Source organism: Pantoea sp. R13S299, from assembly GCF_048515925.1.
Lineage (GTDB): Bacteria > Pseudomonadota > Gammaproteobacteria > Enterobacterales > Enterobacteriaceae > Pantoea.
Genome location: NZ_JBLYEF010000001.1, coordinates 602923 through 625126 on the forward strand (window position 1 = coordinate 602923; position 22204 = coordinate 625126).

Annotated in this window: 29 protein-coding genes; 27 read left to right on the plus strand and 2 right to left on the minus strand. The window is 50.7% G+C overall.

Features of this window, described 5'->3' with window-relative positions; genetic code table 11:
* The first annotated feature begins 173 nt into the window (after window positions 1–173).
* Both ACN1CO_RS02955 and ACN1CO_RS02960 read left to right on the plus strand, forming a co-directional pair.
* Window positions 174–1190, plus strand: a complete 1017-nt coding sequence (locus tag ACN1CO_RS02955; RefSeq protein WP_419138959.1) for a DUF968 domain-containing protein — start codon at window positions 174–176, stop codon at window positions 1188–1190.
* A gap of 16 nt (window positions 1191–1206) precedes the next feature.
* Window positions 1207–1563: an antiterminator Q family protein gene (locus tag ACN1CO_RS02960; protein ID WP_419137533.1), complete on the plus strand. Its 357-nt coding sequence runs from the start codon at window positions 1207–1209 to the stop codon at window positions 1561–1563.
* 26 nt (window positions 1564–1589) lie between these two features.
* On the opposite strand, the gene ACN1CO_RS02965 is transcribed toward ACN1CO_RS02960, so the two are convergent.
* Together ACN1CO_RS02965 and ACN1CO_RS02970 are read right to left on the minus strand one after the other, a co-directional pair.
* Window positions 1590–2120, minus strand: a complete 531-nt coding sequence (locus ACN1CO_RS02965) for a hypothetical protein (protein WP_419138960.1) — start codon at window positions 2118–2120, stop codon at window positions 1590–1592.
* Complete coding sequence (locus tag ACN1CO_RS02970) at window positions 2107–3033, minus strand: hypothetical protein (RefSeq protein WP_419137535.1); 927 nt, start codon at window positions 3031–3033, stop codon at window positions 2107–2109. Before ACN1CO_RS02970 ends, ACN1CO_RS02965 begins: the two co-directional genes overlap by 14 nt.
* Before the next feature lie 403 nt (window positions 3034–3436).
* On the opposite strand from ACN1CO_RS02970, the gene ACN1CO_RS02975 reads away from it, so the two are divergent.
* From ACN1CO_RS02975 to ACN1CO_RS03095, 25 genes are all read left to right on the plus strand, one after another.
* A complete protein-coding gene (locus ACN1CO_RS02975) occupies window positions 3437–4462 on the plus strand; it encodes a DNA-methyltransferase (RefSeq protein WP_419137536.1) in 1026 nt (341 codons plus the stop codon).
* Window positions 4463–4496: 34 nt separating this feature from the next.
* A complete protein-coding gene (locus ACN1CO_RS02980) occupies window positions 4497–4883 on the plus strand; it encodes a putative holin (RefSeq protein WP_419137538.1) in 387 nt (128 codons plus the stop codon).
* Complete coding sequence (locus ACN1CO_RS02985; protein WP_419137540.1) at window positions 4880–5179, plus strand: phage holin family protein; 300 nt, start codon at window positions 4880–4882, stop codon at window positions 5177–5179. Before ACN1CO_RS02980 ends, ACN1CO_RS02985 begins: the two co-directional genes overlap by 4 nt.
* Window positions 5172–5639: a lysozyme gene (locus ACN1CO_RS02990; protein ID WP_419137542.1), complete on the plus strand. Its 468-nt coding sequence runs from the start codon at window positions 5172–5174 to the stop codon at window positions 5637–5639. Before ACN1CO_RS02985 ends, ACN1CO_RS02990 begins: the two co-directional genes overlap by 8 nt.
* Window positions 5639–5893 carry a hypothetical protein gene (locus tag ACN1CO_RS02995; RefSeq protein ID WP_419137544.1) on the plus strand — a complete coding sequence of 85 codons (255 nt, stop codon included), beginning with the start codon at window positions 5639–5641 and terminating at the stop codon, window positions 5891–5893. Before ACN1CO_RS02990 ends, ACN1CO_RS02995 begins: the two co-directional genes overlap by 1 nt.
* A gap of 248 nt (window positions 5894–6141) precedes the next feature.
* The gene (locus ACN1CO_RS03000; protein ID WP_419137546.1) at window positions 6142–6660 is read left to right on the plus strand and encodes a hypothetical protein; all 519 of its coding nucleotides are present in this window, start codon (window positions 6142–6144) and stop codon (window positions 6658–6660) included.
* Window positions 6661–6817: 157 nt separating this feature from the next.
* Window positions 6818–7069, plus strand: a complete 252-nt coding sequence (locus tag ACN1CO_RS03005) for a bacteriocin immunity protein (RefSeq protein ID WP_419137548.1) — start codon at window positions 6818–6820, stop codon at window positions 7067–7069.
* 100 nt (window positions 7070–7169) lie between these two features.
* Window positions 7170–7484 (plus strand): hypothetical protein, encoded by a 315-nt coding sequence (locus ACN1CO_RS03010; RefSeq protein WP_419137550.1) that lies wholly within the window; start codon window positions 7170–7172, stop codon window positions 7482–7484.
* Between the two features lie 34 nt (window positions 7485–7518).
* Entirely contained in the window at window positions 7519–7950 is a 432-nt protein-coding gene (locus ACN1CO_RS03015; protein WP_419137551.1) for a hypothetical protein, read from the plus strand.
* A gap of 453 nt (window positions 7951–8403) precedes the next feature.
* On the plus strand, window positions 8404–8907 hold the full coding sequence (locus tag ACN1CO_RS03020; protein WP_187491730.1) for a DUF1441 family protein: 504 nt from the start codon (window positions 8404–8406) through the stop codon (window positions 8905–8907).
* Between the two features lie 2 nt (window positions 8908–8909).
* Window positions 8910–11027: a phage terminase large subunit family protein gene (locus ACN1CO_RS03025; protein ID WP_419137553.1), complete on the plus strand. Its 2118-nt coding sequence runs from the start codon at window positions 8910–8912 to the stop codon at window positions 11025–11027.
* Window positions 11027–11242: a hypothetical protein gene (locus ACN1CO_RS03030; protein WP_187491671.1), complete on the plus strand. Its 216-nt coding sequence runs from the start codon at window positions 11027–11029 to the stop codon at window positions 11240–11242. Before ACN1CO_RS03025 ends, ACN1CO_RS03030 begins: the two co-directional genes overlap by 1 nt.
* Before the next feature lie 8 nt (window positions 11243–11250).
* Window positions 11251–12759: a phage portal protein gene (locus tag ACN1CO_RS03035; RefSeq protein WP_419137555.1), complete on the plus strand. Its 1509-nt coding sequence runs from the start codon at window positions 11251–11253 to the stop codon at window positions 12757–12759.
* Window positions 12719–14806 carry a ClpP-like prohead protease/major capsid protein fusion protein gene (locus ACN1CO_RS03040; protein WP_419137557.1) on the plus strand — a complete coding sequence of 696 codons (2088 nt, stop codon included), beginning with the start codon at window positions 12719–12721 and terminating at the stop codon, window positions 14804–14806. The genes ACN1CO_RS03035 and ACN1CO_RS03040 overlap by 41 nt, the downstream gene beginning before the upstream one ends.
* Before the next feature lie 65 nt (window positions 14807–14871).
* Window positions 14872–15207 carry a capsid cement protein gene (locus ACN1CO_RS03045; protein WP_419137559.1) on the plus strand — a complete coding sequence of 112 codons (336 nt, stop codon included), beginning with the start codon at window positions 14872–14874 and terminating at the stop codon, window positions 15205–15207.
* Entirely contained in the window at window positions 15207–15566 is a 360-nt protein-coding gene (locus ACN1CO_RS03050) for a head-tail joining protein (protein WP_187491675.1), read from the plus strand. The genes ACN1CO_RS03045 and ACN1CO_RS03050 overlap by 1 nt, the downstream gene beginning before the upstream one ends.
* 1 nt (window position 15567) lies before the next feature.
* Window positions 15568–16230 (plus strand): hypothetical protein, encoded by a 663-nt coding sequence (locus ACN1CO_RS03055; protein WP_419137561.1) that lies wholly within the window; start codon window positions 15568–15570, stop codon window positions 16228–16230.
* An 8-nt stretch (window positions 16231–16238) separates the two neighbouring features.
* Window positions 16239–16793: a hypothetical protein gene (locus tag ACN1CO_RS03060; RefSeq protein ID WP_163657256.1), complete on the plus strand. Its 555-nt coding sequence runs from the start codon at window positions 16239–16241 to the stop codon at window positions 16791–16793.
* Complete coding sequence (locus ACN1CO_RS03065; protein ID WP_187491677.1) at window positions 16786–17385, plus strand: phage baseplate assembly protein V; 600 nt, start codon at window positions 16786–16788, stop codon at window positions 17383–17385. Before ACN1CO_RS03060 ends, ACN1CO_RS03065 begins: the two co-directional genes overlap by 8 nt.
* A gap of 38 nt (window positions 17386–17423) precedes the next feature.
* A complete protein-coding gene (locus ACN1CO_RS03070; RefSeq protein ID WP_419137564.1) occupies window positions 17424–18893 on the plus strand; it encodes a phage tail sheath C-terminal domain-containing protein in 1470 nt (489 codons plus the stop codon).
* The gene (locus ACN1CO_RS03075; protein ID WP_419137566.1) at window positions 18890–19396 is read left to right on the plus strand and encodes a phage major tail tube protein; all 507 of its coding nucleotides are present in this window, start codon (window positions 18890–18892) and stop codon (window positions 19394–19396) included. Before ACN1CO_RS03070 ends, ACN1CO_RS03075 begins: the two co-directional genes overlap by 4 nt.
* 72 nt (window positions 19397–19468) lie before the next feature.
* Window positions 19469–19756 carry a phage tail assembly protein gene (locus ACN1CO_RS03080; RefSeq protein ID WP_419138961.1) on the plus strand — a complete coding sequence of 96 codons (288 nt, stop codon included), beginning with the start codon at window positions 19469–19471 and terminating at the stop codon, window positions 19754–19756.
* Between the two features lie 114 nt (window positions 19757–19870).
* The gene (locus ACN1CO_RS03085) at window positions 19871–21547 is read left to right on the plus strand and encodes a hypothetical protein (protein ID WP_419137568.1); all 1677 of its coding nucleotides are present in this window, start codon (window positions 19871–19873) and stop codon (window positions 21545–21547) included.
* The gene (locus tag ACN1CO_RS03090) at window positions 21544–22014 is read left to right on the plus strand and encodes a phage tail protein (RefSeq protein WP_242634072.1); all 471 of its coding nucleotides are present in this window, start codon (window positions 21544–21546) and stop codon (window positions 22012–22014) included. The genes ACN1CO_RS03085 and ACN1CO_RS03090 overlap by 4 nt, the downstream gene beginning before the upstream one ends.
* Entirely contained in the window at window positions 21989–22204 is a 216-nt protein-coding gene (locus ACN1CO_RS03095; protein ID WP_419137570.1) for a tail protein X, read from the plus strand. The genes ACN1CO_RS03090 and ACN1CO_RS03095 overlap by 26 nt, the downstream gene beginning before the upstream one ends.

A 22204-nucleotide genomic window follows, 5' to 3' on the forward strand; every position in this document is an offset into this window, starting at 1 on the left:
GACTTTATAGCGGTGGTGGTGATATGCGCTTTAGCCTGGGTCCTGAGTGGATGCCTCAGTTGGCTGGCAATCAGTTGCCCAGCATACAGATACGCATGCGCAACTCTGGTATCGCTGGCAGCTGGGTTGATTGCGACACACTACCTGCTCAAACGTCTGATTGGGAGGGCGGCATGAGGGCGCTGCTCACTCCCGAGGTTGCACCACGCACAGGGATTGTGCTGTTTAAGCCGGGGCCGGACCTACTAAAACTTTTTAAGGGGCGTGTAGTAATCAGCACGCCAACAATGGACCTGACAGACAAACCATCAGGGCTACTAAACGATAGTACGCAGCCGTTACTGGATGAACCCTTGCTGGCAGCTTTCTTCGGTCATGAGCGCGTCATTACGGCTGCTGGTGGGCTTAATGCGCTGGCGTCATATGTTCAGTCGCTGGGTTACTGTCAGTGGGAACAACGGGGAACCTGGCACTATCACGAATTCACAATGGCAGAGACTGAGAGTGGCCCGGTATCGATATGCTGCAGCCATGATACTGAATTCATGAAAAACGGCATGCCGGGCCGTATGGACGTCATCGCGAAACGTAACGCTGCGCTGTGGATCATTAAAGTGGCATGCAACCAGATGGCGCTACACGGCGACCACTTGCTCACACTGCCAGAATTATGCTGGTGGGCGTCACTGAATGACGTTGTTGATCTGATTCCAGAGGCACCGGCACGGCGCGTTCTGCGCATGCCAAAAGACGCTATACCACAAGGCGAGCTTAAAGAGTCGTTGATTGCGCCAGTGCGTCCGGCCACGGAAATCATTCAGGAAGCTGGGCAGGAAGTTAAAAGTATTATCACGCTACAGGCCGACCCGGAGTCGCCTGAGTCATTCATGCTGCGACCTAAACGCCGCCGCTGGGAAAATGCGAAATACACGCGATGGGTGAAGTCGCAGACGTGCGCCTGCTGCAATCAGCAGGCAGACGACCCGCATCACATCATTGGTTATGGACAGGGGGGAATGGGTACGAAATCTCACGATCTCTTTGTGATACCGCTTTGCAGAGCGCATCACGATGAGTTGCACCGGGATGTAAGGACATTTGAGGAAAAATATGGAAGCCAGATTGCGCTGCTGTTTCGGTTCCTCGATTACGCAATAGCGGTCGGTGTTATTAGTTCAGTAAAAAATTAATTATGTGGAGATAATAATGCGTGATATGTCACAAGTTTTGGATTCATGGGGAGCTTGGGCTGCTAGCGATAATAGTGGTGTTGACTGGCAGCCAATAGCTGCTGGATTCAAGGGCCTAATTCCGCACGGTAAAAAATCTAGGATACAATGTTGTGATGATGAAGGAATAAAAATAGACGGGTGCGTGGCGAAATTAAGAAAGTGTAAACCAGAAGAGTATGAATTAATAATCGTTCATTATGTTATCGGATTATCATTAAGGAATATTGCAAAAAAAAGAAAGTGCTCGGATGGAACTATAAGAAAAGAATTACAAACAGCTACTGGTTTTATTGAAGGTTGCTTATGCATGCTTGATTCGTATTTGTCTTAATTGCAATAAGGCGGTTTAAGGCCGCCTTATTGTTTTAAGAATACTTTAATGTTTTCCCGTATAATAATAAGACAATATAGCATCAGGAAAACAGTTAAAATAGCAAGCCATACACAAAATAAACTAGCATAAAAGTTCGTCGACAAACCTATTGTGAATTGCGAAATTGCTGTAATAATGGAAAGCCAAATAGCAAGGTTAATGAATGACGATAAATTATCCAGTGGTTTGAAAAGTTCAGATTCATTAACTTCCCCCTTCGCTATACCACGAGCTGCTGCAAAAGTTTCTTTGTAATCATCAGTCCCGAACACTTTTTCTTTTAAGTTAACTATTACAAAAGTATGTAAGCTAAGAAGAAAAGACCCTACTGATATGAATCCTGAAAAAAGATAACCCCTCAGATTCTTATGATGGAACTCAAAAAATCGTGTGTTTAACTCAGGGGAATGACGATAAAGACAGATCAGTGCAGCAAGCGTTAGAAAAGATAAAGCTATCAGTACCAGGTACTGACAGCGAATTCTTAATGATCCAAGCCAATTAATTAAAAACATTCCTGTTTTTTCCATTGATGATTTGATCTTTTATTATACCTACAACATCATTTGAAGTGTAGTTATCATTTGTCAAACCATCAACTTTATCAGCAATAAAATCGAAATCATATTGTTCAAAAAAAGTGGGGCAATTGACTACATCTATAAGCCTTTCGTTATCTAAATAGTCTATTGCAACAACCTTAGCTTTTAAAATGTTTGATGTTTTTTTGTAAGCGTCAGAAATCAGTTGTCCTAAGGTGCTTGTTTTCGTTCTCGCAGCGTTTTCGATAGAGAAATTAACATCTATGTTATTAGTCAAGGTTTCAATAGCTTTCATTGGTTTCTCTATGAAATCCAAATGAGAGAACCTGAAAGACGCGGACTTAATTTTTTTAAATTGAGCTAGAATATTCTCTATATTGTCTTTAGTTGTAAGGATCTTAAAGTTTGGCCTTTGTTTGTATTTCTTGTTGATGGCTACAACCGTTTTTTGTTTAGGTTTGTTTCCTAGTAAACTAATTTCATCAGTATTTTTCTTTCGAATATATTCGTTACTAATAGTTTGAAAATTTGAAAATAAAGAATTAATTGAACATGACGAATGGTGATAGAGGTATAAACCTTTAAGTGTTGACTTTTTGAGGCAAAAGAAATTGAATGAAACAAGTTTCTCATTACTTTTTAAGTCTTCAACTTTCAGTTTGAACTTACCTCCACTTATGGTGGACTTGCAGCTTTTCTTCTGATTCCTGTAAGTCAAAACCATGCCTACGTAGAAATCTGGGTCTTCTGTCAAAAGTATTTGTCTAGAGTAATCCAGATACGAGTGCACCCGCGCAGATGAATCTATGAAAGACTTCAATATTTCAGAGATATTAATGTGTGGATTCAAGTTTTCAATGTGGAAACCAATACTTTTTACTTTCATATCAATCCTTTAGTGACAAAGTAAATTTCTAATACTTCTTTTTTTCGAATCATACCTAAAAAACACGTGCAGATCACTAACGCGTACGCAAAAATCCTTGTAATGTGATAAGAGTGGGTTCCACGCATTGCTGCTTACCATCCTAAGAATGGGTATAAGCGCTTGCGCTAAATCGCGTTAAATCTTTCCAATTGAGGTGAGTTTTCATATCCATTAATCCTAAGTTGAGTATTAACCCCCTTATTCCTTCATCTATAAGTTTCCGTTAAAATTGATAAGATTGTGAGCTAACGCTTTGATGTGGAAGTGTTATGCATTCGATAGGCTGTCAGAGAACACCTACGAACCGAATGTTATTTTGGCTATGAAACTGAGTGACTTTTGAGTGATAAAAAGAATAACCATGCACGGCATTGAGCTAATCAATGCCGATTGTTTGCGCGTGCTGAAAACCATGCCAGACGATTCAGTTGACCTGATTGTTACCGATCCGCCGTATTTCAAAGTAAAGCCGGAGGGATGGGATAATCAGTGGAAAGGGGATGAAGACTATTTGCGGTGGCTGGATTGCTGCCTGGCAGAGTTCTGGAGAGTGCTGAAGCCCAACGGCAGCATTTATATGTTTTCAGGGCATCGACTCGCATCTGATATTGAAATCATGATGCGTAACCGCTTCAACATTCTTAACCACATCATCTGGGCTAAGCCTGAAGGGCGCTGGAAGGGCTGCAACAAAGAAAGCCTGAGAGCGTATTTCCCCGCGACTGAACGGATATTATTTGCAGAGCATTATCAGGGGCCATACAAACCAGACGCCTACGCTCGGAAATGCGATGAACTGAAACAGCAGGTGCTGACACCCCTGATTGATTATTTCCGTAATGCCCGGTCAGAACTGGGTGTTACCGCTGCCCAGATTGTTGCGGCAACCGGTAAGAAAAACATGACCTCGCACTGGTTCAGCTATAGCCAATGGCAGCTGCCCAGCGAGGCTGATTACCTGAAGCTGCAGGCGCTGTTTACTGAGATAGCCATTTCGCGCCATCAATCGGGAACATTAGCAACACCGCACCACCAACTGGTGGACACGTATCACTCACTGAACCGCAAATATCTGGAGCTGCAGGAGGAGTACAAATCTCTTCGCAGATATTTCGGCGTTTCAGTCGCGGTTCCCTATACAGACGTATGGACACATAGGCCGGTTCAGTTTTACCCCGGCAAACACCCCTGCGAAAAACCTGCCGATATGCTGGAGCAGATTATCAACGCCAGCAGCAGGCCGGGTGATGTAGTTGCTGACTTCTTCATGGGGTCAGGTTCAACGATAAAGGCGGCCTTAAAGCTCGGTCGCTCTGCAATTGGTGTAGAGCTGGAAGAGGAACGTTTCCGGCAGACGGTTAGCGAACTGAATCAGCTAATCGAATAAATCAGAATTTATTAATCATTAAGAGGGACCGCTAATGGCTGAGCCATTAAGCACCGGCGCTACTGCAACCGTAGCTGGCTGGGGCATTGTCACGTCTGCGCTGGTGGGATTCATCACCTCTGTAGATTACTCAATCGCATTCGGTGCGTTTGCCGGTTCGATGTGTTTTATCGTCACCGCCAGCGACCTGACGCGACGACAGATTTTTGGTTATTTCCTGTTTGGCTATGCAGCTGGCGTATTTGGAGCCGGATTTGTTGCTGACAAAGTTGAGGACTATTTCAACTACCGCGAAAAACCACTGGACGCACTGGCAGCGGTGATCATTTCAGCTGCGGCGGTGCAGGGTTATTTCTGGCTGAAAAATGGTGGCGTTTCAAAACTGCCATTCGTTAAAAAATGGCTGGGGGATAAATCATGACTGTCCACTGTGATCCGCAAACATTATTAGTGGTCGCATTCAGTGCGGCTATTGCTATGCGGCTGATGCTGTTCAGCAAACAGGGTAGAACGCATAAACCTCTGTATTCCTGGATTGCTGCAGGCTTGATTCTGGCCTACGGCAATTTTGTATTGCTGTGGTTGTTTGGTTATTACCAGTCAACCGGATGGTCGATAGTGATTGCGCACGGGTTGGCGTGCATCGCTGTATTTGCAGCACGCGGGAATGTGGCGCGTATCCTTTCAAATCCATCACGGAGTAAAACCGGTGAGTAAAATTATTGAAATCCTCAATTTTGAGGAGGGCTACAAAGAGACTCCCTATTGGGACACCCGCAATTTTCCAACAGTTGCCGGTGGTATCAGAATTGGCCCTCAGAACGCACCGCTGAATCAATATCAGTTTACCGTCCCGCGCCGTGCTGGTGACGTCTGGAAGCAATGCTTGGTAGATGCGAAAACCGCCTCTATGAAACGACAGCCTGCAATTGTTGCCGCGCTGGCGCAGTGTAATGACGCACGTCGGGACATTCTCTGCAGCATGGCCTATCAGATGGGTGTGGCCGGTCTGGCCGGATTCACTAATACGCTGGGCATGATTGCACGTGGTGATTTTGCTGGTGCAGCTGGTGGAATGCTGAACAGCCTGTGGGCACGCCAGACACCTGACCGTGCATGCCGCCATGCTGAGGTTATGCGCAGCGGTACCTATGACGCCTACAAAGGTTTGATTTGATGCAAACACTATTAACTGTGCTGGCCGTCATTGCCGGTCTGGTAGTGGCTGCATTCGGTCTGGGTCGTAGCAGAGGCAAAAAAGCAGCTGAAACCACAGCAGCAGCTGAGCGGGCGTCTGTTAAGGCTGAGGAATCAGAAAAACATATTGAGGTGCTGAAAAATGCTGTCGAGGTTCAGCAGGATATTAGCAGCCAGCCTGATGCTGCTGTCTCTGAGCGGTTGCGGGAACGGTGGCGGCGCGAAGGTGATTGATACCAACTGTGAGTGGGTACGCCCGATCTATGTCAGTGACCACGATATCGATTTTATGAGTGGCCCGACACAGCGTTCAATCCTTTATCACAATGAGACTTGGGAGAGAGTTTGTGTCAATTCCAGACTTTCAAAAAAATTATAACCTGCATCAACAAGAATCCTCGGCAAGTAAGTGAGGAAAGGTTGAAGTGATTAGATATTTGAAGTCGTGTATTATTGTCCTTGTAAACAATTGGGGGCAAAAAATGGACGCAGATTTAATATCTTTCGAAACACTAATAGCTACTCGTGACTCTGCATACTGGGTTATGTGGGGTGCTATAGCAACTAGTATCGCAGCAATAAGTTCAATTATCACATTGTATTTTGCATTCGCCGCTTTAAATACCTGGAAGGTTCAAGAAAAGACAAAAATTAAAAGTGAATTAAAGCGTTCATTGTTCGCTTTGGATTACGCTATTCACATGATGCCTGATGACTGGAATGCAGCTAAGGCGGCAATGATACAAATGAATGAATCATCCTTCCTTGTCACACAAGGTAGCGATAAGACGTCGGCTGCATATAGTGAACTGAAGAAGCGATGGCATAATGCATTGACAGCGTGGGTAATGTGTGAAGGTTTATTATTTGAAACTGAGCTTACTGGTTTATGGAATGAACTATCTAACATTTATATAGAATATATCCAGGGTCGGACTAGTAAGGTTGAGATTCTTCAAAAGTTATCAGAAATGCATAAAGTTAAATTTATTTTTGACTAAAAATTTAACCGCCTCCGGGCGGTTTTTTATTGGAGTGAAGGTATTTCTCATGAAGTCGAATTTGGGGCTGCCACGCGCCTGTTGGCGTGCTCAAGTTGGAATACGTGTTGGAGCAAAAAGAGTAAGATGATCTTCACCGAAAAGGAGGAGAGCAGCCATGAAGTTGAAACCTACATTTCAGGATTACACGGAAGCAGAGTTTACGGAGTTAGTTGCTAAGATTTTCAGTGCTGAAGGTGGTGAAAAGTACCAAAACGTGTTGCTTGAGAACTTCATCACTGTCAGCGAGCACCCTAAAAGCTCAGATCTGATTTACTACAATTACGATGAAGACCTGACTCCAGAGAAAGTTGTTGCTGAAGTGAGAGAATGGCGTAAGAGCCAAGAGTTACCCGACTTTAAGACGTAATCATCATAAGGCGCATTTATGAGTGTGCTTGATGATGGATTGAATTGGCCTAAGTGATGATTTAACGTTTCATCTTGTTAAACATTAGAGGCTAAACGTTATGTCTAAACTGACACTGGAGCGAGTCCTGCAATACCGCGGTGGTGATGGAGAAATGACGAGATATGAGATCTTCAAAAATGATGGGGATTCAGCGGACAATATTGAGTTAATCACCGTTTATAGAGAAACAGAGATTTCCGGCCTTAAGCTCTGGATGAGAACAGATGATGAGGTATCTCTTGAGCACCTAGCGCCTCAGCAAAATACGGGCTTCCCTACAATGGTCATGGATTCTTTAAGTCGCGGCTATGGTCGTCAAATATCCTTTGCAATAGACGAATGCAGTAAGCATTGGTCGAAGCATTACGCATAACCGCCTACGGGCGGTTTTTTTATTGGAGCAACCAATGATTTTTACACCCGATGCCACTGTCATTGGCGGCACCATTATGCCCGGGATATCAGCACCCGGCGCAATCGTTATAGGCGGTCAGGATAAACCACCAGCGGACACGATATTCATCCAGAACGACAGCAACAAAACACCCACGTCGCCGTGGTTCGTAACGCAGATAGATAGCACGCATTACACGATGCTGAACGCAACCGCCCCTAAAGGCTGGCAATATCTTGGGGCATTCCTCGTCAGCGGTGAAACTGGCGCTCAAATCGGGCGCGCAGACGGTGCTGTCTGGACAATATCAAACCCCAGCATGGTGCAACATATAAGCACATCCGCTGGTGGTCAGGCTGCCGTGAGCATACTCACAGCGGGAACCTGCACGCTGAAGGTGATGCTGCGTGACATGGTTTCAACGCTAGTCATAACTGCTAAATAACTATCGGGAGCAATAGTGAAGACTACTAACCTGGATTTAACCGAAGAGTGGCAGCTCGTTGCCGATACCGACCAAACCTATGATGTTCAGGTGGAGTTTGGGTCGGCATTATTTTGTCTTTCTCAGGATGCGCCAGACGCGTCTCAGGCAGGCCAAACCGTCAGGCCAGGGCGATGGCTGAAATTCACTGATCTAAGGGTGTGGTTCAAAACCACCCTGGTTGGATCATATATTTCCGTATCGTCGTACGATACCTCGAAAAGCTAATCAATTGAAAATGATTCTCATTTGAAAAGGTACTCCCGGCGAGATCGTTTACCGAGGGGGCGGCGACACGCGGAAAACGGCTAGTTTTTTGCATTTTATCGACATCATCATCATCCCCTTAACCTTCTGATATTTCAGTCGTGAAATTTTTCACGATGTCGAAATGATTAAATTTTGTTCATCATCATGGATAAAGAATTTAAAAATCTCCGACTCAATATTAATCAGCTTGCTGCGCTTACCGATATGCATCGACAGACGGTCTCCAGCAAGTTGAGCTGTGTTCAGCCTGCACCTGGAAGCAATCCAAAATTAAAACTGTTTTCAGTAGTGGATATTCTCAAAGAACTCCTGAGCCGGACAACATCTGAAGAGCTGGTGAACGTCGACAAAATGCTGCCGCCTGATCGAAAAGCGTGGTTTCAGTCCGAACGCGAGCGCCTCAAGTTTCAGCAGGAAACCGGGGAATTGATCCAAGCATCAGAGGTAGTACGGGAATTTTCATCAATGGCTAAAGCGGTGGTTCAGGTGCTCGAAACTTTGCCAGACATTCTGGAGCGTGACTGCGCTATGACACCTGCAGCAGTAGTTCGTGTTCAAAAAGTTATAGATGACCTGCGCGATCAGATAGCCGTGAAAGTTGAAATGGCTGACGCACCGCCAGAGGAGGAATTGCCAGACGAGGAGTAACCATGCATCAGGCCACGGCGGCAGAGATCAGAAAAAACACTGCCTCGATCATCCGTGCGCCACGCAGGTTGCCGGTAGCGGAGGCAGTGCATAGATACATGCGCGTCCCCGTGGGTGTAGGGAACTCAGTGGAATGGGACCCCGATTTAGCACCCTATATTATCGAGCCAATGAACTGTCTGGCATCGCGTGAATATGATGCCGTGGTGTTTGTTGGCCCTGCTAGAACAGGCAAGACAATCGGCCTGATAGATGGATGGGTGGTCTATAACGTGGTCTGCGATCCGTCTGACATGCTGATCGTTCAGATGACGGAGGAGAAGGCGAGGGAGCACTCTAAGAAACGTTTGGCGCGTACGTTCCGTGTCAGCCCTGAAGTGGCAAAACGCCTCAGCCCGCTGCGCAATGATAACAACGTTCACGACAAAACATTTTTGGCTGGTAACTATCTAAAAATAGGCTGGCCATCCATCAACATCATGTCGTCATCCGATTTTAAATATGTTGCGCTGACCGACTATGACCGGTTTCCGGAGAACATAGACGGAGAAGGTGATGGATTTTCTCTGGCCTCAAAACGCACCACGACTTTCATGTCGGCGGGTATGACGCTGGTGGAGGGTTCACCAGGCAGAGAGATAACCAATACCAAATGGCGTCGTCAGTCACCTCACGAAGCACCGCCAACAACCGGCTCTCTTTCCCTCTATAACCGTGGAGACAGACGCCGCTGGTACTGGCAATGCCCACACTGTGAAGAGTATTTCCAGCCAGAGATGGAGGTGATGACTGGTTATCGGGACGACACCGACCCGGTTAAAGCGAGTGAGGCCGCTCATATCTGCTGCCCTCACTGCAACAACGTCATTACAGCTGACCTGAAACGCGAACTGAATAAATCCGGTGTCTGGCTGCGTGAGGGTGAAAAAATTGATGTAGCCGGGAATCGTTCAGGTGAACCACGCCGCTCTCGCATCGCTTCTTTCTGGATGGAGGGACCAGCTGCGGCTTATCAGACGTGGGCGCAGCTGGTTTACAAATTACTGACCGCTGAGCAGGAGTATGAGGCAACGCAGAGTGAAGAGGCGCTAAGGGCGGTTATTAACACCGACTGGGGGCGTCCGTATCTGCCGCGTGCATCTGTCGAACAGCGCCAGTCAGACGTCCTGATGAAACGTGCTGAGGATTATGGCAAACGGCTGGTGCCGTCTAAAGTGCGATTCCTGCTGGCCGCAGTTGACGTGCAGGGCGGTAAAAAACGCCGGTTCGTGGTGCAGATAATCGGGTATGGCGAAAACGGGGAGCGCTGGCTGATAGACCGCTACAACATCCGCTATTCAATGCGACATGATGAAAACGGCGAGGCTTTGCCAATTCGGCCTGATGCCTATCCGGAGGACTGGCAACTGCTGGTTTCCGACGTGCTGGATAAAACTTACCGGCTGCAGAGCAACGAGGAACAGCGGATGACGGTTCTGGCAATGGCGGTGGACAGCGGCGGCGAGGAGGGCGTGACCGGAAATGCTTATAAATTCTGGCGGCAGTGTCGCCGGGACGGACTGGCCAGACGCGTTTATCTCATCAAAGGCGACAGCACAAAACGCCAGAAAACAATCACCAAAACATTTCCGGATAACAGCGGCAGGGCCGACAGGCGTGCTGAGGTTCGAGGGGAGATTCCTGTCTATCTGCTTCAGACCGATACGCTCAAAGACCAGCTGAGTAATAACCTTTCACGCGAAACGCCCGGTGCAGGTTACATCCATTTCCCGGACTGGCTGGGCGAATGGTTTTACGACGAACTGACCTATGAGGAGCGCGGCGCTGATGGCAAATGGCGCAAACCCGGAAAAGGTAATAACGAGGCGTTTGACCTGTTCTGTTATGCGCAGGCCGTAGCCGTTCTGCGCGGGTATGAAAAAATCCGCGACTGGGAAAACCCGCCAGCATGGGCGCGGGAACAGGATGCCAACCCCGGTATCGTGAAGGGCGATCAGCCTCTGCAGAAAACTGAATCAAAACCTAAAGCCAAAAAACAAAACGTTCCCAAACCAGCGCCACGAAATAGCCTCGCTTCAGATGGCTGGGCCGGGACGTCTGGCAATGGAGGATGGCTGTAATGACGAGAAGTGAGATTTACCAGATGCTCCTCACGGTGCGTCAGGCGTACACCGATTCGCTGGATGGAAAATCGGTATCGTTTACCGGCGTAAACGGTCGGGCTATTACCAACCATGATCCGGTGGCGTTACGCACCGAGCTGGATTACTGGGAAAGACGCTGGCGCGCTGAACGCGGTCGCGGCGGTTCTTACAAACTCGCCAGATTTAACTAAGGGCCGATATGGGATTTATTGAAAAAACACTCGGCGTTATTTCGCCTGGGTGGGCCGCTGCACGTGCGCAAAACCGCCTCCGGCTGCAGGCGTATGAGGCCGCTCACCCGTCCCGGCTGCATAAAAGCAAACGCGAATCCCGCTCAGCGGATACCGCTGTATTTGCAGCGGGAACCTCACTGCGTGAGCAGGCGCGCTGGCTGGATGAAAACCACGATCTGGTCATCGGCCTGTTCGACAAAATGGAGGACCGGGTAATCGGAGCGCACGGCATCCACGTTGAGCCACAGCCGCTCGACCTTGATGGCAATCTGCACGGCGATTTTGCCTGCCAGCTATCAGCATTATGGGCGGAGTGGTCAGTGCGCCCGGAAGTGACTGGGATGTTTACCCGCCCCGAGGCAGAACGGCTGCTGCTGCGTTCGGCACTGCGTGACGGTGAGGTGTTCACTCAACTGGTGCGCGGCAACGTAGCCGGGTTACAGCACGCCACATCAGTGCCGTTCTCGCTGGAAATGCTGGAAGCCGATTTCGTTCCATACACCCTGAACAGCACGACAGGGCAGCAAATCAGGCAGGGCATCATCGTTAACGCATGGGGGCGACCCACTGGTTACAAGGTCTATAAAAACCATCCGGCCTCATTTACCGGCTTTAACACTGAATTCAAAACTATTTCTGCAGACAACATGCTGCATCTGGCGCAGCGCAAACGCCTTCATCAGCTGCGCGGGATCAGCCTTATTCACGGCGTTATCACTCGTCTGTCAGACATCAAAGACTATGAAGAGTCCGAACGTGTTGCAGCGCGCATCGCTGCAGCGCTGGGGTTCTACATCCGGCGCGGTGATGCGCAGTCTCTGGATGACAGCTGTGAATTTTCGGAGCCTGGCGGAGAGCGGTTCTACAACATCGCGCCCGGCATGATTTATGACGAATTAAAGCCGGGTGAAGACCTCGGCATGGTGGAATCAAACCGTCCCAACGTTCACCTCTACGAGTTCAGGAACGGGCAGATGCGGGCCGTTGCTGCCGGTACGCGCGGCAGCTACTCCAGCATTGCACGCGACTACAACGGTACATACAGCTCACAGCGTCAGGAGCTGGTGGAGAGTTTTGAGGGGTACAACGTTCTCCAGCAGTGGTTTGTGGGGCAGCACAGTCGCCCCGTATACCGTGCATGGCTGGCAATGGCACTCCTGAGCGGTATCGAAATCCCTCCCGATGTAGACCAAAAATCTCTTTATAACGCGCTCTATCTTGGGCCGGTGATGCCGTGGATTGATCCGGTTAAAGAGGCGCAGGCGTGGAAAGCCAATGTGCGTGGCGGTGCCAGTACTGAGGCGGAGTGGGCGCGTGCGCGTGGCAAAAATCCGCAGGAGGTTAAGCGCCAGCGTCTGCGCGAGACCGAATACAACCGGGAACATGGGCTGGTGTTCGATTCCGACGCCGCCAACGATAAAGGAGTGGTGTTAGATGCAACATCAAAAGAGTCAGACGACTCAAAAACTGATTAACCCTCAAGCCTCGCTGGCCGGTGTCGATGCGGCAAACGGTCAGTGCTGGTATGAGATTCGTGCGCAGGCAGCAGGGCGGGTAGAGATTTATCTGTATGACGTGATCGGCGGCTGGGGCATCACAGCCCAGCAGTTTGTGAATGAGTGCCGAGAGGCTGGTGTGTTTGAGGCCAGCGCCATCGACCTGCATATTCACAGCCCCGGTGGTGATGTGATGCAGGGCTTTGCCATTTACAACACGCTGTCACGCCTTAAAGCCACGATGGATATCTGGGTAGACGGCGTGGCCGCCAGTATGGCGTCCATGATTGTCTGCCTGCCGGGTGCCAACGTGCATATGCCGGAAAACGCCTGGATCATGATTCATAAACCGTGGGGTGGCATTGCTGGCGATTCCGATGAGATGCGCGATTACGCAGATTTCCTGGATCGTAATGAGGCGCTGATGCTTAACGCCTACATGAATAAAACCGGGCTTGGGCGGGAGGAGCTTGTGGCAATGCTGAAAGCCGAAACCTGGCTGAGCGGTGCAGAGGCCGTTGAAAAAGGCTTTGCCGATACTCTGGAACCTGAACTGCAGGCAGCAGCCTGTATGAATGAAAACAAACTGAAGGATTACACCAACATGCCTCAACAACTCCAATCACTGTTTACGCCACGCGCGGAAGGAAAACCAGCTGCTCAGACGCCAGCGCCGCAGATTCCTGCCCTGCAGGCAGCAGCCACTCCGCCCGCGCCGGTTCAGGCAGGCAACATTGATATCGGCGCATTGGCTGTTCAGTTGCAGCAGCAGATGCAGACGGCGAACGCTGAGCGCGTTAATGCCGTTAGCGCAGTGTTTGAGGCATTCCCGGCCTTTGCCTCTCTGCGCACCGAATGTATCAGTGATATGTCATGCTCAGCGGAAGTTGCACGCGGCAAACTGCTGACCGCGCTGGCGGCAGGCACAACCCCACTTGCCGGGCCGGGTGCTATTCATCTGCACGCGGGTAACGGCAATCTGGTGGGCGACTCAGTTCGCGCTGCAATCATGTCACGCGTGGGCTATGCGGAAGCAGAAAAAGATAATGCGTATGCAGGCTATACGCTGCGTGAGCTGGCACGTGCTTCTCTGGTTGATCGCGGGATCGGTATTGCCGGTCATCAGACTCCGATGGCAATGGTGGGTCTGGCATTCACCCACAGTAACAGTGATTTTGGCAATATCCTGATGGACGTGGCTAATAAAGCGGCGCTGATGGGCTGGAATGAGGCCGAAGAAATTTTTGATAAATGGACGCGGAAAGGGATTCTGACTGATTTCAAAACGGCGCATCGCGTTGGCCTTGAGACGTTCCCGACACTGAGCAAGGTGCGTCCGGGCGCTGAATATAAATATGTCACGTTGAAAGATCGTGGCGAGTCGATTGCGCTGGCAACCTACGGCAACCTGTTCAGTATTGACCGTCAGGCCATCATCAATGACGATCTGTCCATGCTGACCGGGATTCCGCAGGCGATGGGAAGCGCAGCCCGAGCAACAGTAGGCGATCTGGTCTGGGCCGTCCTGACCAGCAACCCGAAAATGTCAGACGGTAAGCCGCTGTTCCATGCCGACCACGGCAACCTGATTAAAGCCGGTCTGAGCATTGAAGGTCTGGACACGGCACGCAAGGCGATGAAGTTGCAGAAATCAGGTGAGCGTAACCTGAATATTCGCCCGGCGTTTATGCTGGCACCCGTCGCTATCGAGTCACGTGCCAACCAGCTGATCAAATCTGCCAGCGTGCCGGGTGCTGATGTTAACAGTGGCATCAATAACCCGATTCAGAACTTCGTGGAGGTCATGTCGGAGGCGCGTCTGGATGACAGCAGCGCGACTGATTATTACCTGGCTGCAGCGCAGGGCCGCGACACTATCGAGGTCGCCTATCTGGACGGCATTGATACCCCGTATCTGGAGCAGCAGCAGGGGTTCACCATTGATGGTGCGGCGTTTAAGGTTCGCATTGATGCAGGTGTTGCCCCTCTGGATCATCGGGGCCTGGTTAAAGTCACCAACAAATAAGCCGCCTCCGGGCGGCTTTCTTATATCCGGGCGGCGCAGGCCGCCTTTTTCATTGGAGAGTAACGATGGCAACGAATTATCAGCAGGACGGCAGAACGATTGATTATCTGAACACTGGCGCTACTGAAATTGCCTCCGGCGAGGCAGTGGTTGTGGGGGCGCTGGTGGGTGTAGCACATGACGATATTCTGGCGGGTTTATGGGGTGTGCTTCATACGGCTGGGGTGTTTGTACTGCCAAAAGCGGCAGAGTCTGTCGGGACGGGCCAGAAACTCTACCTTGCAGACGGCAAGGTGACGGCGGAAGTAGGTGAAGATGCTACGCCTAATCCTCTTGCCGGTACTGCCTGGGCGGATGCTGAAGCCGGTGACGAGTCTGTTGCCGTGCGGCTGGGCTTCTGATGAACCGATTCCGTTCGCGGCTGGCAAAGGCGGATGCCCGGATTAACCGGGCGTTTGCTGAGGAATCTCCGGCCACCCTGCTAATGGGAGGTGAGGCGCGCCCGGTGGTGGTGATATTTGAATCGCCCGATTCACCTGTGAGTGTGCCGGGCGGCGGTGAGTTGCAAGACTACTCGCCAGCATTCAGCGCCATGACGGCTGATATTGCCGATCTTTCCAAGGGTGACGGCGCGGTGGTGAATGGCGTCAATTATCGCGTCACTCATGTGGGAACCGATGAACAAGGCCGCACCCGCGTTTCGCTGGCGTTCGGTGAGCCGGGAAAACCCCAGCCTGAGATAAATAACTGGAGTAAATGAAATGGCACGTGAATCGCGGCTTAGGCGGGATTTACCCGTGGATATTGACGTTACCGCTATCTGGCGGATAGCGGAAAAAATCGGAGCCACACAAAAACAGTTTCGTGCCGCGTATTCACGGGCATTACAGCGAACAGGGGCAACGCTGAGAAAGCGGGCAATGGCCGATCTTAAAGATGGCCTGGCACCGCGCAGCATGAATATGGTGCGCCGTCGCCTCCTGTCGTTTCGTGTTCAGCCAGCCTCTAATTCCACGCTGGATAATTTCCGACTGTGGTTTGGCCTGAACGCGATAAAGGTGAAAGACCTAAAAGGGAAAATCTCTGGCCGCGTGCGGCCACATCATGATCGGCGCGATAAAAATACGGGCCGGTTTATTAAATCGCGGCGACGGGCTAACACAGTCGGATTCACTCCTAAAGGGAACCTGCTGTCAGCCCGCACGTTTGAGAATGGGGAGGTGGCTCGGAGTCGCCGCGATAATCGACGCACGGTAGTGATTCGTGACCCGGAAACGCGCCGGACCCATGATGCTGAAATTGATATCTATGAACCAATGCTGAACTACATAGAGGACAACGCGTTTGCGGAGGTGTTGGAGATTTTTATGCATCATTTTCAGAGCGATCTGTGTGGCCGTGTTAAAGCCAAAATTTCTGTGTGAGGTTTGCAATGGCTGAACCGTTAATGATGGGGCAGTACCATGACGCCGTTATTTCGGCGCTGAAAAACATAGCGTGGGTGCGGGATGCTGATGCCTATCCCGAAAAAAACATTCCCCGATTTACTGGCTTAACCACGCCTGCAGTGTATTTCACGATTAACAGCTGGGAGCAGGGTGGCGGTAATGAGGGCCAGATGCAGGTCTCACTCAGCTGTGATCTGTTTGTCGTGGTGGATTCTGAGGGAGCCAGCGCCAGTAAACCTGAAATTTTTTTGCGAACTGCAGCAGCAGATATCACGCAATGGATTGACGGTCAGCAATTCGGTATCGGTCACATTGAGCCAGCTGAATTCATATCAGCTGAACGTGATGAGTTTGATCCCCGTATGGATGATTACCTTGTCTGGCGGATTTCATACACGCAATCAGCCGCGTTTGGCACTGACCCGTTTGCACCATCAGGTGTGCCGTTGCGTAAGGTGTGGCTTGGTAAATCGCCTGATGTAGGGCGTGCGCACGTCGATGACTATCAGTTGGTCTGGGAGTCAAAAGCCGATGAGTGATATCAGTGGAGACCTGCAGCGGCGGCTGGCTAATCTCATCCGCCGTGGCGTGATTCACTCAGTCCGCCATGATAAGCAGCCAAAGTGCCGCGTCGATCTCGGAGATATCGTCACCACCTGGCTGCCACTTTGCCAGGGTTTTTCAGGTTCAAACCGTTCCGACTCAAACCCCTGCGCAGTGGGTGATGCTGTAACCGTTCTGTCAGAGGCCGGAGAGCTGAACAATGGCCGTGTGTTTCCGGGCTGGAATACGGGAGCAATGCCTGTGCCGGAGGGTAGCTATAGCGAGCACATCACCCGCTATAGCGATGGCACCGAAATCAGGTATGACCGGGAGGCCCATGCACTGACAATCAAAATCGCGGCAGGGGGATCATACAAAATTGTTGGAATCGGCACGCTGGATGGTCCTGTTGAAATCACTGAAACGCTAACGGTGCAGGGGAAAACGCAAGTTAACAGCGACATTGAAGCGACCGGCGATATCAGTGACGGCACCGGCACTATGAGCAAAATCCGGGAGGTGCATAACGACCATGACCACCCCGGAGACAGTGGTGGAATAACCGGTAAACCTAATCAGAAAATGTAACCTGCTTCGGCAGGTTTTTTTATGCCTGGAGAAAACAGATGGGTGATTTACATGGTGTTGAAACTATAGAGTTAACCTCTGGCACCGTTGCAGTAACAACGATTCAGACGGCAATTATTGGGCTGGTGGGAACCGCTCCTGATGCATCAGCCGGTACGCCAGCCAGTGCTACGACCGGAACCCCGATACTCGATAACGTGCTGAACTTCAAAACAACCATCATCGGCAGAGCGGGAAATGTTATCAGCGTGGAGGCTGTTGCAGGTGTACCCGACTCGACTGTAAAAGCAGCTGTTCCCACATCAGCATCATGGGATGCCGCCGCACTCAAACTCAGCATCACGCTGGGCTGCGATGAGGATGGGGTGCTGAATGCAACTCCCGCTGATGTTGTTGCCGTCGTACCTGCACAGGATGGCGCGAAAATACTGGTTTCAGGCAGTGGAGCGGGCTTTGTCACGCCATTTACGCTTCAGCTGACTGGTGGAGAGGATGAACCGTTCCCGCTCAATACGCCCGTGGCGATTGTTGGCACAACGATGATGTCCCGCCTGGGTGACACCGGAACGCTTAAGCAGGCCATTGCTGACATCAATGACCAGCGCAACGCTCTGACCGTAATTGTGCGCGTCAGTGAGGAAACAACGAAAGAGAAGCAGCGTGCCGCCGTTCTTGCTGGTATCGGTAAACTTTCATCTGCTAAATCCGCGACCACCTATCAACCGCGCATTGTTATTGCGCCCGGTTTCAGTGAGGACGACGCGGTAGGTAAAGCACTGGAGACGGTTGCCGGTAAATTGCGAGCTGTGGCTTATGTTGACTGTGCGTCAGGCGCAACACTGCAGGAGGTGGTCCAGCGCCGCCAGTCATATGGCGCACGTACCGAGCTTTTGCGTCCGCGTGTTCAGACGAGCAACAGTGACGGCCAGTTGGTATACCGGGCCTATTCCGCATTTGCTGCCGGGCTGCGTGCCCGGATCGATTTCGAAAAGGGCTGGTGGTGGAGCAAATCCAATCAGGACATCAACAATATCCTCGGCGTTGAGCAGATTGATGAATTTATCCTCGGCGAAAGAAATTGCGATGCCAACCTGCTGAATATGCAGAACGTCTCAACCATCGTGCGACGCTCTGGATTTAAACACTGGGGTAACCGCCTGTGCGCGGACGATCCGCAGTGGCATTTTGAATCAGTCCGTCGCACGGCGGACGTGATTGAGGACAGCATTCAGGAGGCCATGCTGCCGTACGTGGACCGTCCTCTGGACTGGGAAAATGCTGATGACATCATTGGCACCATTAACTCCTATATGCGGAAACTGGTCAGGCTGAAAGCCATTTTCGGTGGCGAAGCCTGGCTGGATAAGGAGCTGAACACAAAAGAAACGCTGGCAGCAGGTGAACTTTATATCAATTACGATTTTGGTCCTAAGTCACCAACCGAGCTGATCAGCCTGCGTGTCCGGGTTAATAACAATTATGCGCTTGAGGAGATGCTGGCGGCATGAGTGATAAAAATACATTACGCGTCTGGACGTTTTTCCGGCAGGGGGTGCGCATTCAGGGCGCGCACGAATTCACGCCGCCGACACTGGCAATCGTCAAAACCGATTTGCGTACCGGCGCGCAGGACGCACCGACACCCGTTGATGACGGCATGGAAGCAATGACCTGTCAGATTAAATTTTACGGCATCGATACCGACATGCTGACGGCGTTCGGTTTCGTCAGTGGCAGTCGCCCACGCTTCACTGCCTATCAGGGTTATCTGGCTAACGGTACCGCACTGGGAACGGTTGAGGAGATTGAGGGCTTTGTTCATACCGTCACTCCCGATACGCGGGGTAAAGACGCTCTGTCAGAGAACGCCTTTACGGTTGACATTGCGGTCAGTTATTACAAACAGACTAAAGACGGTCAGGAGCTGTTTGAAATCGACACCGAGAGATTTGCCCGACGCGTCAACGGCGTTGACGTGCTGGCCGGACTGGCATCAAAAGTCCGCCTGTAATTTGCCTCCCTTAACCCTTAACCCTTCACTCATAACGGCCTCCGGGCCGTTTTTTTATTTCAGGAGCTGATGATGAGTTTTCCCGCTTCAACACGAACCATCAAACTGTTTACCCCCGTCGCGCTGGAGGGTGGCGCAGAGTTAAACGTTGTACACATGCGCGAACCGCTGGTACGCGACCGCATTGCACATGCAAAAGATCGCGGCAATGAAGAGGAGAAGGAGGCGCGGATGATTGCGCAGCTATGTAACCTCAGCGAACAGGATATCTGGCTGCTGACAGCAGCGGATTATGCGCAGCTAACGGATGCCTTCAACGTTTTTATGCTCCCGCCCGGAGAGCGACCGAAGGAGAGTTGATCCGGGCTATACGCTTTCTGGGCAGGCGGCTGCATTTCCCTATGGGGGACTATCTGAATATGCCATTCAGCACGTTTTCCGATTTTCTGTTTGACGAAATGGAGGCATTAAACCGTGGCCGGAATAAGTCAAAACCTTAAAGCCACCATAACGTTTGGCGGCAATATCGACAGTTCATGGAAACGCTCAGCGACCGACCTGCAAAAGAACCTGAAAGCGGTGGGAAAAGAATCCGAGCGTCTTACTAAGGACCAGACAAAACTCGCCACCGAGATCAAAAAAGCCAAGTTGGCTGGAAACAGCATCAGCGATTTGAAACGTCAGTACAGTTCGGTGACGCGTGAGATACGCAAAACCGAGGCCGAACAGCAAAAACTGAACCGCCAGATTCAGCGTGGTGAACGGATTAATGCCTTTAAAGGCAAGGCGGGCGGGCTTTTCAGGCGCGGTTTAAACGTCGGTGGCCACCTTGGGGGCATGGTGGCACCTGGTCTTGGGATTGGCGGCGGCGGTGTGGTTGCCACCGCGCTGGCGTCACTCATTGCGCCAGCGGCCACCAATGCAGAAACAGCACGGCAGACGGGTGTGGCGCGCAGCTATGGCGTTGATGTAGAGACCTATAACGCGTGGGACTCGCTGGCAAAACAGTACGACATGACCGGCGAGAATTTTGGCGATCTCTTTGAGGAGTACCTGCACAAATCCGGGGAGTATAAGCAGAACGGCAAGCAGGGTGCGCTGCAGGACGCCTTTGAAACGCTGGGGTTCAAAGCGGGTGACATGGCTGGCCTGAGCGACATGGCGCAGTTCAGTAAAATCATTGAGCGTGCGCTGAGCCTGAAAGATGAGTCAAAAGCCTCGTTCGCTCTGGATTCTCTTTTCGGCGGCGAGGCCAGCAAGTTGTTGATGCTGGTGAAACAGTCCGGCAGGAGCTATCGCGACTTAATGGATGAGCAGCACCGCTATAACCTCGTCACCAAAGCGGGTGCTGACGGCGCGGTGGAGGGCAATAAAGCGGTTGAGAACCTTAAAACCGTTCTCTTCAGCGCCGGGGCGGAGATATCGGGACAGCTTGGCAATCAGCTTGCTCCCCACATCAGGGAACTGACTGATGATTTGGCTGAGTGGTTTAAAGGCGGCGGCATCAGCAGGGTCGTAAAATTTCTGCGCGATGATCTTTATCCCGGCGTACTGACGTTCGGCCAGGGCGTGGTGTATGTCGGGAAAATTATTTATGCCCTGGCTAAAAAACTCTCCTGGCTGCTACCAGATGAGCGGGGGGATCAAAAAAATGTTTTGAAATCGCTGGCGATGACGGGATCGGTCGATATCGCCAGACTGACGGCAAAACGTAACGGTCAGGAAGAGTGGTTTGATCAGCAGTTGAAGCAGCACCCGGAATTGCCGGAACAGGTTAAAAAATCTTTTACCGCTACCCGTAGTTTTTTCAACGATGACGATGAGACGTTTGATAAATCGCTCGATCCTTTTCTGACTGCGAAGAAAGAGGGATTGCCGGATTTCACGGATGCCCTGAAAAACAATTCTGCAACGTCGGATACTCAGTTAGGCAGGAGCTGGGATGACTTAAACAGTGGTCTTGCTGCAGCTGACAGTCAGCAGAAAGCGTATCAGATGACCGATAACCGGAAATTTGAATACCGGTTCGAAATCAACGGTGCGCAAGGACAGAGCGAGCGTGGGATTGCCGACGAGCTGGAGTCCATTACCAAAACCAACCCGGCATTCACGGGAGATAACAGCATGCTGGATGGAGGCGCTATCTGGTGAGTGAAATAATCCCTTTAATTGAGGCATCCGGACAGGCACAGCAGTCCGCCATTCGTGGTAGTCAGGCTGACCGCGTCATGATGATGCTGGGCGATTTTGCCTTCTCTATTGATACCACAGCGTTTAAATCACTTTCACGTGAGGCTAGCTGGAACTGGAGTGAACAGGAGAGGATAGGCAAACAGAGTCTGCTGCAGTACACAGGAAAACCCGGGCGGACGGTGCGGCTTGATGGCGAGGCACATGCGTTCTTTCGTAACGGCGTGGATGCGGTTAATGACCTTTACGACCTGGCTGATTTGGCTCAGCCCCAGTTGCTGGTGAGTGGTGAGGGCGATGTGCTGGGCTGGTGGGCGGTAACTCAATTCAGCGATACAACTGATCGGTTCCTGCCGGGAGGCGGACACCGTAATAAAAACTGGACGATGACGTTAAAACATTATGCCGACGATATATCAAACCCGTGATGGCGATGTGCTGGACGCTATTTGCGCAGATCATTATGGCACTGCAAATCTCTCATCCAACGTTTCAGCGGTACTGGAGGCAAATCGGGGGCTGGCAGACAGGGATGCCATTCTTACTGCAGGAGTCGCTATTACGTTCCCGGACCTGACCACGCCGGTTACTGATTCGGCATTTAGTTTATGGGATTAA

Excerpts from the sequence above, each read along its gene's own strand:
- ACN1CO_RS02975 (WP_419137536.1), top strand. The coding sequence starts at position 3,437 with ATGCACGGCATTGAGCTAATCAATGCCGATTGTTTGCGCGTGCTGAAA.
- ACN1CO_RS02965 (WP_419138960.1), bottom strand. The coding sequence starts at position 2,120 with ATGTTTTTAATTAATTGGCTTGGATCATTAAGAATTCGCTGTCAGTAC.
- ACN1CO_RS02980 (WP_419137538.1), top strand. The coding sequence starts at position 4,497 with ATGGCTGAGCCATTAAGCACCGGCGCTACTGCAACCGTAGCTGGCTGG.
- ACN1CO_RS03000 (WP_419137546.1), top strand. The coding sequence starts at position 6,142 with ATGGACGCAGATTTAATATCTTTCGAAACACTAATAGCTACTCGTGAC.
- ACN1CO_RS02995 (WP_419137544.1), top strand. The coding sequence starts at position 5,639 with ATGCAAACACTATTAACTGTGCTGGCCGTCATTGCCGGTCTGGTAGTG.
- ACN1CO_RS03055 (WP_419137561.1), top strand. The coding sequence starts at position 15,568 with ATGGCACGTGAATCGCGGCTTAGGCGGGATTTACCCGTGGATATTGAC.
- ACN1CO_RS03030 (WP_187491671.1), top strand. The coding sequence starts at position 11,027 with ATGACGAGAAGTGAGATTTACCAGATGCTCCTCACGGTGCGTCAGGCG.
- ACN1CO_RS03025 (WP_419137553.1), top strand. The coding sequence starts at position 8,910 with ATGCATCAGGCCACGGCGGCAGAGATCAGAAAAAACACTGCCTCGATC.
- ACN1CO_RS02955 (WP_419138959.1), top strand. The coding sequence starts at position 174 with ATGAGGGCGCTGCTCACTCCCGAGGTTGCACCACGCACAGGGATTGTG.
- ACN1CO_RS03095 (WP_419137570.1), top strand. The coding sequence starts at position 21,989 with ATGCCGACGATATATCAAACCCGTGATGGCGATGTGCTGGACGCTATT.
- ACN1CO_RS03035 (WP_419137555.1), top strand. The coding sequence starts at position 11,251 with ATGGGATTTATTGAAAAAACACTCGGCGTTATTTCGCCTGGGTGGGCC.
- ACN1CO_RS03050 (WP_187491675.1), top strand. The coding sequence starts at position 15,207 with ATGAACCGATTCCGTTCGCGGCTGGCAAAGGCGGATGCCCGGATTAAC.
- ACN1CO_RS03045 (WP_419137559.1), top strand. The coding sequence starts at position 14,872 with ATGGCAACGAATTATCAGCAGGACGGCAGAACGATTGATTATCTGAAC.
- ACN1CO_RS02970 (WP_419137535.1), bottom strand. The coding sequence starts at position 3,033 with ATGAAAGTAAAAAGTATTGGTTTCCACATTGAAAACTTGAATCCACAC.
- ACN1CO_RS03015 (WP_419137551.1), top strand. The coding sequence starts at position 7,519 with ATGATTTTTACACCCGATGCCACTGTCATTGGCGGCACCATTATGCCC.
- ACN1CO_RS03020 (WP_187491730.1), top strand. The coding sequence starts at position 8,404 with ATGGATAAAGAATTTAAAAATCTCCGACTCAATATTAATCAGCTTGCT.
- ACN1CO_RS03075 (WP_419137566.1), top strand. The coding sequence starts at position 18,890 with ATGAGTGATAAAAATACATTACGCGTCTGGACGTTTTTCCGGCAGGGG.
- ACN1CO_RS02985 (WP_419137540.1), top strand. The coding sequence starts at position 4,880 with ATGACTGTCCACTGTGATCCGCAAACATTATTAGTGGTCGCATTCAGT.
- ACN1CO_RS03080 (WP_419138961.1), top strand. The coding sequence starts at position 19,469 with ATGAGTTTTCCCGCTTCAACACGAACCATCAAACTGTTTACCCCCGTC.
- ACN1CO_RS03010 (WP_419137550.1), top strand. The coding sequence starts at position 7,170 with ATGTCTAAACTGACACTGGAGCGAGTCCTGCAATACCGCGGTGGTGAT.
- ACN1CO_RS03060 (WP_163657256.1), top strand. The coding sequence starts at position 16,239 with ATGGCTGAACCGTTAATGATGGGGCAGTACCATGACGCCGTTATTTCG.
- ACN1CO_RS02960 (WP_419137533.1), top strand. The coding sequence starts at position 1,207 with ATGCGTGATATGTCACAAGTTTTGGATTCATGGGGAGCTTGGGCTGCT.
- ACN1CO_RS03005 (WP_419137548.1), top strand. The coding sequence starts at position 6,818 with ATGAAGTTGAAACCTACATTTCAGGATTACACGGAAGCAGAGTTTACG.
- ACN1CO_RS03065 (WP_187491677.1), top strand. The coding sequence starts at position 16,786 with ATGAGTGATATCAGTGGAGACCTGCAGCGGCGGCTGGCTAATCTCATC.
- ACN1CO_RS03040 (WP_419137557.1), top strand. The coding sequence starts at position 12,719 with ATGCAACATCAAAAGAGTCAGACGACTCAAAAACTGATTAACCCTCAA.
- ACN1CO_RS03070 (WP_419137564.1), top strand. The coding sequence starts at position 17,424 with ATGGGTGATTTACATGGTGTTGAAACTATAGAGTTAACCTCTGGCACC.